The 16907-nt window shown below is 65.7% G+C and carries 13 protein-coding genes; 5 read left to right on the top strand and 8 right to left on the bottom strand.

What is annotated here, in order from left to right:
• Window positions 1-298 precede the first annotated feature (298 nt).
• From QFZ36_RS18005 to QFZ36_RS17995, 3 genes are all read left to right on the top strand, one after another.
• Window positions 299-607, top strand: a complete 309-nt coding sequence (locus tag QFZ36_RS18005; protein ID WP_306638391.1) for a hypothetical protein — start codon at window positions 299-301, stop codon at window positions 605-607.
• Window positions 608-857: 250 nt separating this feature from the next.
• A complete protein-coding gene (locus QFZ36_RS18000; protein WP_306638390.1) occupies window positions 858-1124 on the top strand; it encodes a hypothetical protein in 267 nt (88 codons plus the stop codon).
• 177 nt (window positions 1125-1301) lie between these two features.
• Window positions 1302-3962, top strand: a complete 2661-nt coding sequence (locus QFZ36_RS17995; RefSeq protein ID WP_306638389.1) for a PEP/pyruvate-binding domain-containing protein — start codon at window positions 1302-1304, stop codon at window positions 3960-3962.
• Window positions 3963-4038: 76 nt separating this feature from the next.
• On the opposite strand, the gene QFZ36_RS17990 is transcribed toward QFZ36_RS17995, so the two are convergent.
• From QFZ36_RS17990 to QFZ36_RS17960, 7 genes are all read right to left on the bottom strand, one after another.
• Window positions 4039-6165, bottom strand: a complete 2127-nt coding sequence (locus QFZ36_RS17990) for a beta-galactosidase (RefSeq protein WP_306638388.1) — start codon at window positions 6163-6165, stop codon at window positions 4039-4041.
• 2 nt (window positions 6166-6167) lie between these two features.
• Complete coding sequence (locus tag QFZ36_RS17985; protein ID WP_306638386.1) at window positions 6168-7064, bottom strand: carbohydrate ABC transporter permease; 897 nt, start codon at window positions 7062-7064, stop codon at window positions 6168-6170.
• Window positions 7061-7984, bottom strand: a complete 924-nt coding sequence (locus QFZ36_RS17980; RefSeq protein WP_306638384.1) for a carbohydrate ABC transporter permease — start codon at window positions 7982-7984, stop codon at window positions 7061-7063. Before QFZ36_RS17980 ends, QFZ36_RS17985 begins: the two co-directional genes overlap by 4 nt.
• Window positions 7985-7988: 4 nt before the next feature.
• Window positions 7989-9341, bottom strand: coding sequence for an ABC transporter substrate-binding protein (locus QFZ36_RS17975; RefSeq protein WP_306638382.1), 1353 nt, complete (start codon window positions 9339-9341; stop codon window positions 7989-7991).
• Between the two features lie 80 nt (window positions 9342-9421).
• The gene (locus QFZ36_RS17970) at window positions 9422-10462 is read right to left on the bottom strand and encodes a LacI family DNA-binding transcriptional regulator (RefSeq protein ID WP_306638381.1); all 1041 of its coding nucleotides are present in this window, start codon (window positions 10460-10462) and stop codon (window positions 9422-9424) included.
• Window positions 10463-10957: 495 nt separating this feature from the next.
• A complete protein-coding gene (locus tag QFZ36_RS17965) occupies window positions 10958-11278 on the bottom strand; it encodes a GYD domain-containing protein (protein ID WP_306638379.1) in 321 nt (106 codons plus the stop codon).
• A 313-nt stretch (window positions 11279-11591) separates the two neighbouring features.
• Window positions 11592-13106, bottom strand: coding sequence for an MFS transporter (locus tag QFZ36_RS17960; RefSeq protein ID WP_306638377.1), 1515 nt, complete (start codon window positions 13104-13106; stop codon window positions 11592-11594).
• A gap of 479 nt (window positions 13107-13585) precedes the next feature.
• Here QFZ36_RS17960 and QFZ36_RS17955 point away from each other — a divergent pair, with 479 nt between their 5' ends.
• Both QFZ36_RS17955 and QFZ36_RS17950 read left to right on the top strand, forming a co-directional pair.
• Entirely contained in the window at window positions 13586-14824 is a 1239-nt protein-coding gene (locus tag QFZ36_RS17955; protein ID WP_306638375.1) for an MFS transporter, read from the top strand.
• Window positions 14825-14896: 72 nt separating this feature from the next.
• The gene (locus tag QFZ36_RS17950; RefSeq protein WP_306639265.1) at window positions 14897-15856 is read left to right on the top strand and encodes a lipid kinase; all 960 of its coding nucleotides are present in this window, start codon (window positions 14897-14899) and stop codon (window positions 15854-15856) included.
• Window positions 15857-15875: 19 nt separating this feature from the next.
• On the opposite strand, the gene QFZ36_RS17945 is transcribed toward QFZ36_RS17950, so the two are convergent.
• A complete protein-coding gene (locus tag QFZ36_RS17945) occupies window positions 15876-16898 on the bottom strand; it encodes a DUF808 domain-containing protein (protein WP_306638374.1) in 1023 nt (340 codons plus the stop codon).
• Window positions 16899-16907: the final 9 nt, after the last annotated feature.

Raw genomic sequence — 16907 nt, 5'->3', positions numbered from 1 at the left:
TAACCGAAGTACCAATGGTAAGCATGCTTAGCATGATATAGGCGTATCAAGGGCTCACCAACCGGAAGATGAAGCAAGGAGTGGCAGCAAGGCGCATAGTTGGACGATGACAGGTCCTTACACCCGGGGCGACTCCTTGAGCAGCGGAGCTTCCCGGGAACACATCAGACAAGCGCTCATGGACTACGGGGCGACGGACATTCTGTTCAGTCAACGTGGGAACCGGAGTGCCATCGCGTTCAGGGGCGGCGGGCGGCAATTCCGCATCGTAGTCTCACTGCCGGGGTCCGATGGGACCATGGCATCCCCGGGGGATACTGCGGAGGGCCCTATCCGGGAAGCCAAGGCAAAAGAGCTCGAACGCGCCAACCGCAGGTTCTGGCACGCACTGTCCCTGTCCATCGATGCCAAACTAGGAGCGGCGGCGGCAGGTGTTGCTTCCCTTGAATCGGAGTTCCTGGCCCACGTGGTTCTCCCGGGGAACCGCACCGTGCTCGACGAACTCGAACCCGTCATCGACTCTGCCTACCGGTCCGGCCGGCGTCCGTCCTTCAGCGATTCGGCCCCGCCTTTGAAGCCAGCCCCCGCGGTGCCATCATTCCCGTAGATTGCACGGCCTTCGCCGGCCTCCTGTGGGCAGTGGGGGCGTAGACTCGCTGTACGTCGGGACGCCGTGACTGGACATCCGGTGCCCCGAATAATGAGGACGGCCAAGACGGAACCACCCGGTCAGAACGGGGCATCAACCGTTACCCGTCCCCGCAGTCGGCCCGGACCCGGGTCCCTGATCCCCAGTCACCGCCGTTCCACGTTTCCGCGGGCCGGCAGTGCATCCCCAAGAACGTTGGCAGCACGCCATGACCGACACCCTAATCCGAGACCAGTGGCACCGGCTTCCCTCCACAGTCACCCAGTGGCTGATTGAAAACCCCGGCTGCGTGATCCTTCCGCGAACGTTATCCGCAGAAATCAGTACAGCCACAGGCCGGCCCCTCAACGAAGATCCCCACGGCGAAACCACGCTCTCCCAGCAGGATGTGGACTTCATCCGGATGAAATCCCGCGAGGCCGAGACCGGGCAGGCGGATTCCGGCTACACGTTCTTCGACTCCGTGCAGCCGTAGGCTCGCCCGACCCGAGCACCACGGACCCCGCAGAATCCCCCGGTTGTGGGAGACCCCTGCGGAACCGGTCACGCCGGCAGGCCCTCAGTCTGTGGCCTCCTGCCCCCTGCAGTGCCAGTATGTTGAGGACCAGGTTCAGTGCAGGCGCCCCATCCCGGGCAGCAAGGACGCGCGGTCATGACCTTCGTCGAGGATTTAGGCAATGTGGGGCGGGACGACGTCGGCGTGGCCGGCGGCAAAGCCGTGGGACTGGGCGGACTCATCCAGGCGGGTCAGCCGGTCCCGCCGGGTTTTGTCCTCACCACCGCCGCGTATTCACGGTTCGTCACTGACAACCACCTTGGGGAGCGCGTCCAGGAACTGGCCACGCTGTCCCCCGAGGCGTCGCCCCAGGACTACGAGGACGCCTCCGAGCAGATCCGTGCCCTGTTCAGCAGCGGCAGCATGCCAGACGGGATTGCCGCCGAGCTCACCGAAGGCTACGGGCGGCTCGACGGCGGCCGGGATGCCCCCGTAGCGGTGCGCTCCTCCGCCACAGCCGAGGACCTCGCCTCCGCCAGCTTTGCCGGGCAGCAGGAAACCTACCTGAACGTCCGCGGGGCGGAGGCATTGGCCGCCGCCGTCATCGACTGCTGGGCCTCCCTCTGGACGGCCCGCGCCATGGCCTACCGTGCCCGCGAAGGTGTGGGACCGGAGGAAGTGCGCCTCGCCGTCGTGATCCAGCAGATGGTGGAGGCAGACGCGGCCGGAGTCATGTTCACCGCCAACCCCACCAACGGCCGGCGCGACCAGACGGTGATCAGCGCCGCGTGGGGCCTGGGCGAATCGGTAGTCAGCGGGATGGTCACCACCGATGACGTGGTGGTCGACGCCGGAACCGGCTCCGTGATGTCGCGGCAGACAGCTGACAAGGACGTCATGACCGTCTACGCGGAGAACGGCACCCGCGAGCAGCCGGTGGCGGCAGCCCGCCGTCGTGCGGCAGTATTGGACGACAAGGCCGCGGCCGAACTCGCCCGCCACGGACAGCGGATCGCGGAGCATTTCGGTACGCCGCAGGACATCGAGTGGGCGCGGGCCGGCGGCAAGTTCTACATCCTGCAGTCGCGGCCCATCACCGCGCTGCCTGAACCGGCGGCCGACACCCCGGACACCTGGCCGCTGCCGTATCCCAAGGGACTGTATTTCCGGGCGAGCATCGTGGAACAGCTGCCCGACCCGCTCTCGCCCCTGTTTGCCGACATGATCGACGGCTCCGTGGCGCGCTCGCTGACAGCCCTCATGGCCGAGGCCGTGGGCAAGAACGTCATGCGCGACGGGGACATTGGACTGCCCACCATCAACGGCTACGCCTACTACTATTACCGCAGTTCCGCGATGTGGCGGATGATGGCCCGGTCCCTGACGGCGGTGCGTTCGCTGGTTCGCGGCAAGGCCCACATGGGCGTGGCCGGCTGGCGCGAGTTCTCCCACCCCAGGTATGAACGGGTAATCAAGGACTGGTCGGTCAAGCCCGCCGCCGAGCTGTCCGGCGAGGAACTGCTCGCCGGTGTCCACGCGTTGCTGGATGCCGGCACCCTGTACTACACGGCCGTGGAGTCGATCATTCCGCTCGCGGCCACCAGCGAAATCTCCTTCCGCGCGTTCTACGACAAGCTGGTCCGGCGCGACGGCGATCCGCCCGCCCAGACGCTCCTCCTCGGCTTCGACAGCGAACCCATCCGGGCGGAGAAGTCACTGTACGATCTGGCCGGCTGGGCCCGCAGCGACCCCGGACTGACAACGGCGCTGCTGAAGGAGCCGACGGCGGCGCTCGCCGAGTCCCAGCGCACCGGCTCCCCGCCCGCGGGTGTGGACGACGTCCTGTGGCAGGAATGGCGTTTCACCTTCCGGGAGCATCTGGACCTCTTCGGCCACGCGGTCTACAACCTGGACTTCGCCAGTCCCGTGGCGGCCGACGATCCCTCCGCCCTGCTGGAAACGGTGAAGTTCTACCTGCGCGGGCAGGGCACCGACCCGCACGAGCGGCAGCGGCTGCTGACGGAACACCGCGAGTCGCTTACCGAACAAATGGCCGCCCGGCTGGGGCCACGCCGCCGGTCCGCGTTCCTCCGGCTGCTCCGGTGGGCCCAGGACACCGCCCCGATCCGGGAAGACGCGCTGGCCGACGTCGGCCTTGCCTGGCCGCTGCTGCGGCGGATGCTGCTGGAACTCGGGCAGCGGCTGGTGGTCGCGGGCATCATCACGGAGCCCGGCGATGTGTTCTGGCTGCGCATCCAGGAGCTCCGGAGCGCCGTCGAGTTCGGCCTCGCAGCACCGGAAGCGCGGGCCACCGCCGCCATCACGGGGGCCGAGCGGCCCGTCCGTGCCGCCGCCGTCGAGGAGCGGAAGATGCTGTGGCGGGGCCAGGCCAAGGCCGCCGCCCCGCAGATGCTGCCCGAGAGCCGGTGGATGGAGCGGGCCTTCGGCTCCATGATGCCGGCCGGCTCGCAGCACCAGAGTGGCGGCACCATCAAAGGCGTCGGCGCCAGTGCGGGCAGGGTCAGCGCTCCCGCCCGCGTCCTGGCCGGGCCCCAGGACTTCGGCCAGATGCAGCCGGGCGACGTCCTGGTGGCCCGCATCACCACTCCCGCCTGGACGTCGCTGTTCGCGATGGCCTCCGCCGTGGTGACGGACGTCGGCGGCCCGCTGAGCCACAGCTCCATCGTGGCCCGCGAATACGGGATCCCCGCCGTTCTCGGCACTGGAGTGGCCACACAGCGGCTTTCCACCGGCCAGCAGATCACCGTGGACGGCGATGCCGGCACCGTCACCATCGAGCAGTCCGCCGCTGCTTAGCCGCTCCGGTTGGCGACGTCGTGGGTGCATAAGCACCTCGGCCGACGGCGGGACGTCCCGCCGTCGGCCGTCTCTTTCAGTCCTTCTCCACAAGCACCCGCACGTCCCAGGCGCCCAGCTCAAGAAGGTCGCCGTAGCCGAAGGCCTCCCCCGAGATCACGTCGGTGACCGTGCCGGGCAGCTTGAAGCTGCTGGGTGTCCACGACCAGTTATGCACGAACCGCAGGCGCCGGCCGTTCCTGGCCGTGGCCCCGGTGACGGTCTGCGAATCAGCGTTGGGACGCCATGCGCCGTCCTGCCGGGCAGCCCAGGCGGTGATGTCCCGGGCGAGCGCCTCGTTGGGGACCGTTCCCACGTAGGTGATCCGCCCCGCCCCATGTGCCGAGGTGGTCACTGCCGGCCAGCGGCCGAAGTGCACGTGGCCGTAGGTGGCAAGCACCTGCGCTCCCTGCGGCCGGACGCCGTCGATCCACCGCGTTCCCGCGGCACCGGGACTGACGGCGAAGCCTTCCTCCGCCGCCGGTTCCACTGCAGCAACATCCACCGGCGCAGGCACCGTGCTGAATTCATCGTAGAACAGCCCAGCAGCGTCATCCAGGTGCGCGGGTTTCCGTTCCAGCCGTGCACGGGCCTCCTGGTCTTGGTAGCCGGTGCGGATGCCTAGGATCAAGTGCCCGCCGGCCGCGGCATAGGAGCGCAGCCAGACAAGCTCCTCGTCGGACGCGATGGCCAGGCCGGCCGCAACCAGCACGGGCTGCTGCGCCGCGTACGCGGCCGGATCGAGGTCCGTCATCTGGGCAGCATGCAGCAATCGCGACTGCAGCCCGGCTTCGAAGGCGCCACGGTAGAACGCGTCGAAGATGGCCTGGTAGGACCGCGGATCCGGCTCGTCATCCAACGGCAACTGCGGGGCCTCCTGGAAGGCCCACTTGGTATCGTTTGAGTACACCAGCACGATGTCCGCGTCCGGCGTCAGGCCGGTGACCAGCTCTCCCGCCGCCTCGAAGTCGGCTCCGAGTTCCTTGATCTGCTGGTACGTCCGGCCCGGCTCGAGGCTGTGTGGCAGCACCCCGCCCCAGAATGTTTCAGCACCGAAGTGCAGGGTGTGCCAGTGCCAGTACTCGATCATGCTGGCCCCGCGGGACACCAGCGCCCATGCCGCCTGCCGCCACTGGCCGTCATACGCGGGCTCATTCTGGTGGGCATGGCCGATGGCCTGGGCATTGGTTTCGGTGACCAGGAACGGGGCCTGCTTGGAGGAGAACATCCGGTCCGCCGTCGCATACAGGGACCAGGTGCCCTCGGTGGTCCAACCCTGCTTGGTGGGACCAGGAGCCGGGAGGGCCAAGTGGTCCTGCATCCGGTAGTACGGGTTTCCGGCGGTGACGTCCAGCTTGGACGTCAAGGCGTCGTCCCGGATGGTGCGCCGCTCGTAGGAGATGCAAGTGGTGACGAACTGGCCCTCGCGAGCGTACTCGCGGACCACGTCGGCCTGCCAGTGGATGAAGGACGTGGTCAGCTCTGCCTGGAAACGCCGCCAGGCAAGCGCGTATTGGGGCTGCGCGTTTGAATCCGGCGTCCAGAGGTCTGCCCAGTCGGACAGCTTGTGGGACCAGTAGGTAAGGCCCCATTCCTTGTTGATGTTCTCCACCGTGCCGTACTGCTTACGCAGGTGCTCGGTGAAGCGCTGGAACACGCCGGGGTTGTAGAAGATCTCGTTGCCGGGTTCGTTGTCCACCTGGAACCCGATCACCGCAGGGTGGTCTGCGTAGCGTGCGATGATCTTGCGGATGATCCGTTCGGCGTGGAAGAGGAATGCCGGGTGTGTGTAGTCGATCTCCTGGCGGGCGCCCCAGCCCATCGGCTGGCCTGTGGAGCGGTGGACGTTGATTTCCGGGTAGGCGCGGGCCAGCCATGGGGGCGCTGCATAGGTGGGCGTTCCGAGGATCACTTGGATCCCGCGGGTGTGTGCGGCGTCCAGCACGGGCTGGAGCCAGTCCAGGTCGAACACGCCGTTTTCCGGTTCCCACGTGGACCAGGCGGATTCGCCCACTCGGATGACGGTGAAGTGGGCTTCCTTCATCAGGTCCATGTCGGCGTCCAGCCGTTCGGTGGGCTGGTACTCGTGGTAGTACGCAGCGCCGAAAAGGATGCGGTCGGTGGGAAACGGCATGGTGCTGCCTTTCTGGGTGGGGATGGTCACGGTCAGCCTTTGACCGCGCCGGCGGCGAGGCCTTCGAGAAGCTGCTTGCGCAGCAGCAGGAACACGAGGAGGGTGGGCAAGGACGCGAGCACGGAGCCTGCCAGCACCAGGTCGAAGGATTGGTTCTCCGCGCCGAACAGGATGTTCAGGCCCAGCGGGAGGGTGTACTGGTTGGCGTTGGAGACGATCACGAGCGGCCACATGAAGCTGTTGTATGTCTGCAGGAAGCTCCACACTGCCAGCGCGCCCAGCGACGGGCGAAGGAGGGGCAGGACAATCCGGAGGAAGAGGCCGAACTCGCTGGCGCCGTCGATTCTGGCTGCTTCGAGGATCTCATCGGGAACGGATTGGATGATGTACTGCTGCATCATGAAGATGCCAAATGCCGGCGCCACCCAGGGCACTACCAGGGCGAACCACGGATCGGACACCCCGGTCTTCACCACCAGGATGAACAGCGGCACCAGGATGACCGCGAAGGGGATGGAAAGCGAACTGAACATGATGTTGAACAGGACCCGCTTGCCGGCAAACCGGAACTTGGCGAAGCCGTAGCCGGCCATGGCACACACGAATACAGAGATGCCGGTGGACAGCAGCGCCGTGCCCACGCTCATGCCGAACCAGCTCCAGAACGGCTGGGTGCCCAGGAGATTGGAATAGTTCTCCGTGGTGGCCGGCGACGGGATCAGCTGCGGCGGGAAGTTGAAGATGTCGCCGCGTGATTTAAAGGACCCACTGGCCGCCCACACCAGGGGGGCGATGAAGACCAGCAGCAGGCCGATCAGGAATGCGTAGAGCAGTCCCTGCCTGATGTAGGGAGTGCGGCGCTGGCTGCGATGCGTGACGGCGGCAGGCGTCGCCTTGGTGCCTTGGCGTTCGGTGGTGGCGGTGATCATGAGACCCTCCCGATGGCGAGTGCGCGGTTGAGGATTTGGCTGACGGCAAAGACCAGCGCAAAGAGGACGACGCCGGCTGCGGCGGCGTAGCCGAACTGCTGACGTTCGAAGGCGGCACGGTAAATGAACATGGCGACACTGAGTGTTGACTCTCCGGGCCCGCCACGGGTGAGCAGGTAGGGCTCGTCGAAGAGCTGCGCCGCGCTGATGAATGACGTGACCACCACAAAGGCGGTCACCGGCTTGAGCGCGGGAAGCGTGACGGTGGTGAACTGACGGAACTTTCCCGCCCCGTCCAGCTCGGCTGCCTCATACAGTTCAGTGGGGACGGCCTGCAGTCCGGCAAGGAAAAAAATGGTGAGATACCCCACCCAGCGCCAGAGCAGGACAAAGCTGATGGAGATCTTGGCCAGCGTCGGGTCGCCTAGCCAGTCCAAGGACGGCGCCCCGAAAAGTGCCTTGAGGGTGGCGTTGAGGAGCCCGAAGTTTTGGTCCAGCAACAGGCTGTACACCAGTGCGATGACAATGGGCGAAAGCACCATGGGGACAAAGAAAGCGACCCTGAAGAGGTCCCGGCCGCGGAGCCCCCGGGTGTTGAGGGCCTGGGCAATCAGCAGGGCGGCCGGGACGGCGATGAAGACGCTGACCAGCACGTAGAGCAGGGAGTTGCCCAGCGCCGTGTGGAAGCTGGTGTCCAGGGCAAGGTTGGTGTAGTTCCGAAGCCCGACGAAGTCCGGTGTGCCCAGGCCCACCCATTCCGTGAGACTCAGGTAGAGAGCGGCCAGGACCGGGACGATGAGGAAGAGTCCGTACAGGACGTAGAACGGTGCAATGAATGCGTAGGGCGTACGGCCGGTGTGGTGCACGTTGCGCCGTGTGCGTGGCCGGGACGTGGTGCGGGCGGGGGCGATGGTGGTCATGGTCCTATCCTTCGCGGGTCTGTCCGCGGAACGCCTCGGCGGCCTGCCGTAGCGCCTCGCGGGGGGTGATGGTGCCCTTGTAGGCCTGGAGAAGGGATCCGCTGAGCACGGTGTTCAGAATGGCCATGTTCGGACTCAGGTTGACGGCAGGGGCTTCCCCGATGACATCGGAGTAAACCTCGAAGAGCCGCTGCCCGCCGCAGAATTCGTCGCCGATGGAAAGCAGGGCGGGGTCGTTGAAGACGGAGCGCAGCGTGGGTAGGTAGCCGAGCATTTGGTACCGCCGGATCTGTTGCTGCGGGTCCAGATAGGCCGCGGCCAGAAGGTGGGTGGCGGCGTCGGTATTTGGCTTGTCCTTGAGGACCGCAAAACCTGTTCCGCCGGCGAAAGCAGCCCGGGTTCCGCCACCGCTGAATCGGGGTAGCGGGCGAATCCGCCACAGCCCCTTTTGATCGGGGACGTTGGGCAGCAGTCCGAAAGTCTTGTACCAGCTGGCCATCCACATCCCGGCGAGCTTGCCGCTCTTGAGCGCGGCCTGGATGCTGGGCCCATAATAGTCGCTGACGGATGTCAGGAAGCCGCTGGCCAAGCCTTTGGCGATGAAGGTCAGAACCTCTTCGGCTTCCTCGGATTCAATTCTCAGCTTGCCTTCGGCATCAAACAACTGTCCGCCGCGCTGCTGCAGGAGCATATCGAAGCCCTGAATGACCTGGGGAAGGTTGGAACCAACGGCCAGGGCGCCGAATGAGGCGTCAGTTGACATCCGGACTTTCGCGCCCAGTTCGGCGAACTCCTCCCAGGTCTGGAGTCCTTCCGGAATTCCCAGCTGCTTGAACAGGTCATCCCGGTAGTAGTAGGTCACCAACGGCGAGTCGGAGTCGAGGGCGTACAGCCCGCCGTCCGAGGTGTAGGGGGCGGTGCGCGAGGTAATGAGGTCAGAGCTGACCTTGGCGGTGGCAGGCGTCAGGTCCACGAACAATTCCGGGGCCATGTTTTTGCGGCGCAGCCTGGAATAGTTGCCGATCTCCACACCCACCAGGTCCGGTGTTCCGCGCTCGGCGACGGCCTGGGCGATCATCTTTGTGATCAGGTCGGTCGACCCGGACTTGGTGACCTGGACATTGTAGCTGAACGGGGCTGCCTTGGCGGGATCCTTGGCCACCTCGGAAAAGAAGTTGATGTAGCCCTGGTCGTGGGTCCACAAGGACAAGTCCACGGGTCCTGCGGTGACGGGAGCGCCGGCAGTACCGCCGCCACAGCCTGCCAGGGACGTGCCTGCGAAGGCAGCGGTGCCCAGGCCCAGTCCGAGTTTGAGGAGGGACCGCCGGGAGGGGGCGGCATTTGAGGGTAAGTTCATCGTAATCCTTTTGTTAGCGCTAACACCGCGCGGAGAGTTGATGACGGATGTGGAGGTGAATCTGGTGCTGCGTCGCTCTTTCAGGGGTGGCCTGGGGGCGGTGCGGCGGACTCGCGGATCACGAGTTGCACCGGGAGGGTGAAGTGCCGCGCTTCGTCATCCCGGCCTTCGATGGCCTGGACGAGGCGCTGCACTCCCCTGCGTGCCGTTTCCAGGAAATCCGCCCTGATGGTGGTCAGGGGCGTGTGAAGGAACGCGGATTCGTCGGCGTCGTCAAAGCCCACAATGCTGATCTGCCCGGGGACAGACCTGCCGGACCGCTCCACAGCATGGATGGCACCAATGGCCATCTGGTCGTTGGCCACGAAGACTGCCGTTGGCTTGCCTGCCTCGAGAAGTTGCAGCATCTGGGCGTGGCCGGACCTAGCCGTCCAGTCGCCGAATACGGGCTTTATCACGGGTGCGGCGGCAGCCTCAAGGGCCTCCCGCCAGCCGCGCGCCCGCTGTCGCGCTGCCGCCCAGGCCTGGTCTCCGCCGATATGGTGCACCGTGCGGTGGCCCAGATCCAAGAGGTGGTTCACAGCCTGCCGCGCGCCGTCCACTTCGTCAGGTCCGACGACGATTTCCTCGGCACTGTGCTTGTCGTCCGGGTAGTCAATACTGAGAAGCGGAATGCCGGAGGGTGCGTGGATCCCCAGGTCGTAGGTATCCACCGGCTCCGACAGAATGAGCCCGTCAACGCCTTGGCCGATGAGCTGGGCGATCGCGTGCTGTATTTCGTAGCCTTCGTCCGGTTGCGTACGCACGATGGCAAGCGAGTAGCCAAGCCGCCGGACGGCCTTCTCTACGCCGTCCAGGATGGCTGACGGGCCAGAGAACGAGGTGCTGGCAGCAATCATTCCGATCCGCCTGGTCCGCTTGGACGCCAAGGCGCGCGCTGCGCCGTTCGGCCGGTACCCGAGCTCCGCAATGGCACGCTGGACCGTATCCCGTACCGCCTCACTGACGTACTGCTCCGCGTTAACCACCCGCGAGACGGTCTTTAGGGAAACGCCAGCGTGGCGGGCGACGTCGGACATGGAGATGGCAGCCGGGCGGGGTGCTCGGGATGCGGTCTCCATGATTCTCCTTGATTGACAGCGCTGTCAGTGATGACGCTCACCAAGATAACCAGATTCTGACAGCGCTGTCAAGGAACTTCAACCTTGGTGTTCCAACGGCGGAACCTTCAAGGAATCCGCAAGAATCGCGCAATAAATTCCTTCGGTGGATAAAAGCTCTTCCGCCGGGGGTAACTGCTTTCTAAGGTGTTCACACCAGTTCGCGTAAGGGGATAATCGTGACGATCAAAGACGCATCGGACTCCGCGGCATCGCCAGCGGCCCGTCGGCCCGTTCCTGCTCCTCCAAGCCAAGGGCTCACGGCCTCCCAGTCCCCGCTTTCCAGGAGCAGCGGCCGCGAGCGCGAAGTCCAGCGACTTATTCACGATCTCGCCCTCCTGGCAGCCAGGCAGTGTCCGCAATAATCCGCACCCACGGCAACCCTGACGTGCAAAAGCCAGCGGGCCGCCGTCGTACTTCCACGACGCCGGCCCGCTGGCCAGGTGCCAGGCTCCCCTACTGTCCCGGTGCCCGGTAGGACGGCGTCCTCTTGGCGGCTTCGTCAAGGTCTTCCACCGTCATGAGCGGCTTCAGCCGGACGTTGACGTTCCCGGTCGAATTGATCAGCAGCGACAGTGCTGCAGCGCTTGCATCATCCGGCACGTCAAAAACGCCCAGGACGTCGTAGTAACCAAAGGCGTAGTAGAAGCTCTCCAGCGTTCCGCCTACAGACTTGAGGGCCTCCGTCAGAGCATCACGCCGCTTGGTGCCGCCTTCCTGCATGAGCCCCTTGATTCCCTGGCCCACGTACGTCCCTTCAAACAGATACTTCGGCATGGTTTTCCCTTCCCTGGATCCCTAACACGGTGTTCCGCGGCCATCCGGAACGCCTCCGGGGAGCCCGGGTACATTTGATGCTGAATGATGTCCGCACAGAATCCTCCTCACCTGGCTCCGTGGCCGTGCAGGAGCGGCCCAGATCCGGCCCCTTATCCCGTGGAAACGGGGTGAATGGCCCCGCTTACCGCAGACGCTATGCCTCGGGTCACAGGCAGTCAATATGCGGGGATACCTCTCCTGACCGGCGGGTCCCGGGTTCTAAGCCGAGTGCCGCCGTCATACTCTCCCCGCACTTACCGGCCCCGCCGCCTCATGGCTCCCCCGCCCTGCTTTCAGGTCCCGCATGCGCCGCCTTTGCGGCCTCATAACTGGGGCCGAAGGGCAGCGTGGCCATGTCCAGCATGGGGTTATCGTCCTGTGTTGCCACCAGCTCCCGGGCAGCTTGCTCCGAATCCACGCTGGGCATTGACCCGGGCAGGTGCCTCCGGGCGGATTCCGGCAGGAAATAAATGGTGACCGCGGCGACCGCAGAGGTGGCCATGAGGTAATAGGCGGGCATCAGGTCGTTGCCCGTGAGTTGAATCAAGCTTGCAATGATGAAAGGCGTGGTGCCTCCGAAGATCGCCACGGCAAAGTTGTAGGCGATGCCCATGGCCCCGTAGCGGTGGGCGGTGGGGAACAGCGCCGGGAGCGCCGAAGCGAGGTTGGCAACGTAGAACGTGACGGGGAAGGCGACCAGGGCCAGGCCGGCGATCGTGGCCGGGATGGTCCCGATGGAGATCAGAAGGAACGCCGGGAGGGACAGAACCACGGTGCTGACGGCACCGATCCACAGCACCGGGCGCCGGCCGATCCGGTCCGAGAGATGACCGGTCAGTGGAATGCACAGGGACATGACCACCAGGACCGGGATGGTCAGGAGAGTCCCGTGGATCTCGTCGTATCCCTTGTTGGTGGTCAGGTATGTGGGCATGTAGGACGTTAATGCGTAGCCCACGGTGTTGGCAGCGGCCACGAGGATCATGGCCAGCACTATCCTCTGCCAGTAGGCCTTGAAGATTCCCACCGGACCCATAGGGCCGAGCACCTCACCGGTTTCCGGATGCCTGGCGATTTCGGCCTCAGCCTCGAGGGTTGCCGCGAACGCGGGCGATTCCTCAATTTTCATCCGGAAGTAGATCGCGATGATGCCGAGCGGCCCTGCGATCAGGAACGGGATCCGCCAGCCCCAGGCCTCCATCTGGGCCTGGCCCAGGGTCAGCTGGAGGACGGACACCAAGCCGGCACCCAAGGCAAAGCCCAGATAGCTCCCCATGTCCAGGAAGCTGGCGAAGAAGCCGCGGCGGTGGTCCGGGGAGTGCTCGCTGACGAACGTGGTGGCGCCCGCGTACTCGCCGCCGGTGGAGAAGCCCTGCACCAGCTTGGTGATCACCAGCAGCACGGCGGCCCAAATGCCCAGCACCGGATACCCCGGGAGCAGGCCGACGGCGAAGGTGGCCGCAGCCATGAGCATCAAGGTCATCGCCAGGACCTTCTGGCGGCCGATCTTGTCGCCAAGCCAGCCGAAAAATATGCCGCCCAGTGGGCGGGCGATAAAGGTTGCTCCGAAGGTTCCCAGCAGGAACAGGTTCTGTACGGCTTTGTCTGCTTCCGGCAGGAACACCGGCCCCATGGTGGTGATCAGATAACCGAAAACGCCAACGTCGTACCATTCCATCGTGTTTCCCACGATTGTCCCGCCGAGCGCTTTTCGAAGGACCCGGTGGTCAACAACGTTGACGTCTGAAACGCGGAGGCGGCGTTTCTTAAGAGGTTGCTGCGTCATCTCGTTCCCTCCAATGGAGGTCACGCGCCACCGACGGATGGCGTCTTTGGCTTTGGGCTTCCCGCGTCCGGCGTCCGGCGAAGCCCAGGTGTCCGGCAACCGTGCCGGGCTGTCGAGAAGAGTCGAACGCCGCTTTTGCGGACGGACACTCTGCGTTTAATCTTGCCGTTTTGAGGCATCCCGGCTCATTGGTGCCGCTCCGACCATTTTGGCACCGCCATCCGGGCACATCAATGCAATTCGGTGATTCTTCAGGGTTCCGTGGTCGATCCCGGCACTTGGACCGGCAGCCGCCGTCGTACTGTCCGGAACCCTGATCCGCAGGACTCCGGGGCAGCGGAAACATCGCAAGCCCAACTCCTTTTCCACGACACGCCACTGCACGGAAGCCCCTGGTTCATCGGGTAAATTTAAGGGAGGAATTGTTAGGCCAGCATCGCCCGGTTCCACTCCCCTCCTCCTTGAATGGAATCCCCTTAATGTCCTCCGCGATTTCCGCGCCGGCGCCCCAGCGATTCCCGCTGGCCGCCATGATGGTCCTGGCAACCATCGCCTTCACCGCCATCACCACCGAGCTGCTCCCGTCCGGTCTGCTCCCCCAGGTCAGCACGGGCCTGAACGTGTCCGAGCCGGTAGCGGGCTACCTCGCCGCCGCCTATGCCGCCGTCATTGTGGTCACCGTGGTGCCCGCGGCGCGGCTGCTGGCAAACATCCCGAAGCGGCCTTTGCTGGTGGCGCTGGTCCTGACGTTCGCGCTCAGCAACGCGCTGGTGGGGCTGGCTCCCGACTTCACGTTCGCGATGGTTGCCCGGCTGGTGGGCGGCCTGGCGCACGGACTGCTCTGGACCACCATGGCCCCGTATGTGGCCCGCGTGGTCCCGGCCGACAAGGTGGGCAAGGCCCTGGCGGTCGTCTTCAGCGGCAACAGCCTGGGCCTGGCCATTGGCGCCCCGGTCGGCACCGCCTTGGGGACGGTCCTCGGCTGGCGGGCGGCGTTCCTGGCCCTCGCCGGCTTCGGCGTCCTTCTCGCCGTCCTGGGCTTTTTCTTCCTCCCGCCGGTCCGGCGCGGCGCCGGCGAGGCCCGCCCCTCCATGCGCGCGGCCATTGCCCAGCCCGGCGTGAAGTCCGTGGCCATCGCCTGGCCGCTGCTGGTCCTGGCCCACTTCGCACTCTTCACCTACATTGCCCCGTACATCCGCGAAGCCGGCCTGCCCGACTACGCCATCAGCCTCTCCCTCACCGTCCTGGGCGTCGCGGGCCTGCTCGGCATCTGGATCGCCGGGCTCACGGTCGATTCCCACCCGCGGCGTTCGCTTCTGATTACGACGGCGGCAATTGCCGCTTCGATGCTGGCGTTGCCTTTTGTGGGTGGCAGCCTCGTCTTCGCGCTCGCGTTGATGACGGTGTGGGGCGCCGGACTTGGCGCCATCGGCATCTACAACCAGTCGGCCATCCTCCGGGCCGGCCGCGAGAACAAGGACGCGGCCAACGGGCTGACGGTTCTCACCATCCAGCTGGGCATCACCATCGGCGCACTGTATGGGTCCGCCGCGCTGGTGGTGGCCGGGCCGTTGCTGGTTCCCGCCGCCGCGGCCATCCCGGTCATCGCGGCCCTGGTCATCGCCTGGGCAGGGAAGACTGCGGCGTACCCTCCCGGTCCGCGGGAGTCCACCTGGAAGCAGCCGCGGCCGGTCGGCGAGCGCGAAAACACGCACTAGGTCCCGCCCGTTTTGCTTGTGGCTGCTGGTCGGCCGGCAGAATTCACAGGTCAACCACCTACCATGTCCTCCATGAAGGTTGCCCGCGAGGCCCGCTCCGCTGCCGTTGTGATCAATGCCGGCTCACGCCGAGGGGCTGCGGCACACGAACTGGCCGTGGACACCATGCGAAAGGCAGGCGTCCCTGTCTCGGTTGTGCACCCCGTCCTGTCGGGAGCGGAGCTGGCCGGCACGCTCGATCGAGTAATTGCCGACGGGCACGACCTGGTGGTTGTCGGCGGCGGCGACGGGACGGTGGCCTGCGCCGCCGGTCGGGTTGCCGGCACCAATATTATGCTGGGCGTTCTTCCGCTGGGCACGGCCAATGACTTCGCCCGCACGCTGGAGATACCGGATGACCTTGCCGCGGCATGCGCCGCGATCGCAGCCGGGAAGGTGGTGGACATCGACCTTGGCCGCGCCGATGGCCAGCCCTTCCTCAACGTCGCTTCTGTTGGCTTGTCGGTGGGCGTTACCGAGGCTCTCCGCCCGCGCCTGAAGCGGTACATCGGGCCGCTGGCATACGCCGTAGCTACGCTGCAGGCTTATGCCCGGCACAAGCCGTTCCGGGCCCGCCTCGAGTTCCCGGACGGAGACCACGAGCCGCTGGAGCTCGAGGAGCTGCTTCAGGTGGCCGTGGGCAACGGGCGGCACTACGGCGGCGGCAACACGGTCTCCCCCACGGCGGGAATCGATGATCACACTCTTGACATCTACGCGATCCTGGCCGGGCCGCTCCGGGAGCACGTCAGCATCGCACGGTTGCTCAAGGACGGAAGCTTCATCAAGCACGACCGGGTGTACCACCTGACCAGCCGACAGGTCCGGCTGGTCACCGAACCGCCGCTGCCGGTGAACCTCGACGGCGAGATTGCGAAGCTCACGCCCACCGACTTCACCGTCCAGCGCAACGCCGTCCACGTGGTGGTACCGCAGAGCAGCACCGCTGCATCCTTCAACGGACCCGGCCCTGCGGGCGGTCCGCTCGTTTGAGACCGACCGCAGGGACGGGCTAAGAGGCGGGACCGCCGTCGTGTTTCGTCTCATGGTGGCCGCCGATTGCGGCGCGAACGTCGCCCTCCTCGTGGCCGCCCTTCCCTTTGCCGAACGGCAGCGCCTTCAGCAGCGGGTGCAGGACGGCCATGACCACGAGGCCCCAGACAATGCCGATAACGGCCGAGCACAGGGTATTTACCAGCCAGGCCAGGAAGCCACCCACCACCGCGATCCCGGCGAAGGGGTGCTCGAGGGCATGAACCAAGTCATAGGGCGCGTGCCAGCCGAGGTCGTGTGCACCCTGCACCATGATGTGACCGCCAACCCACAGCATGGCGATGGTGCCGATCAGGGTGATCGCGGCCAGTACGGCGGGCATCCCCTTGACGAGCAGTTCGCCGAAGCGCTTGGAACCGGCGGAGTCCTTGGTGGTCAGGTGCAGGCCGACGTCGTCCATTTTGACGATGAGTCCCACGGCACCGTACACGAGCACTGTGATCGCGAAGGCTACGAGGACCAGGATCAGCGCCCGGACCCATAAGGAGTCGCCGGCCACCTCGTTCATCGCGATGACCATGATCTCGCAGGACAGGATGAAGTCGGTGGTGATGGCGCCCTTGACCACCTTGTCCTCCGCCTCCGGACCACGTTCAACGGCTGGCGCCTTTTCGTCCGAGTGGTCTCCCCGGAGCTTGTGCCAGACCTTCTCGGCACCTTCGAAGCAGAGGTAGGTGCCGCCGAGCATGAGGATGAACGGAATGATCCACGGGATGAAGGCGCTGACCAGCAGCAGCGCCGGCAGGATGATCAACAGCTTGTTGCGGAGCGAGCCCCAGAAGATTTTCTTGATCATCGGCAACTCGCGGGACGGGTCCGCCCCGGACACATACTGTGGAGTGACTGCAGCGTCGTCAATCACCACGCCGGCCGCCTTGGCCCCCGCTTTGGCGGCTCCGGCAGCGACGTCGTCCACCGAGGCAGCCGCTATCCGGGCCAGCGCTGCGACGTCGTCCAGCAGGGCGACGAGGCCGCCGCTCATCGATCGCCC

Origin of the sequence: Pseudarthrobacter siccitolerans (assembly GCF_030823375.1) — a bacterium.
Lineage (GTDB): Bacteria > Actinomycetota > Actinomycetes > Actinomycetales > Micrococcaceae > Arthrobacter > Arthrobacter siccitolerans_A.
The sequence above is the reverse complement of the archived record's forward strand: the minus strand, read 5'-3'. Positions and strand labels throughout refer to the sequence as shown.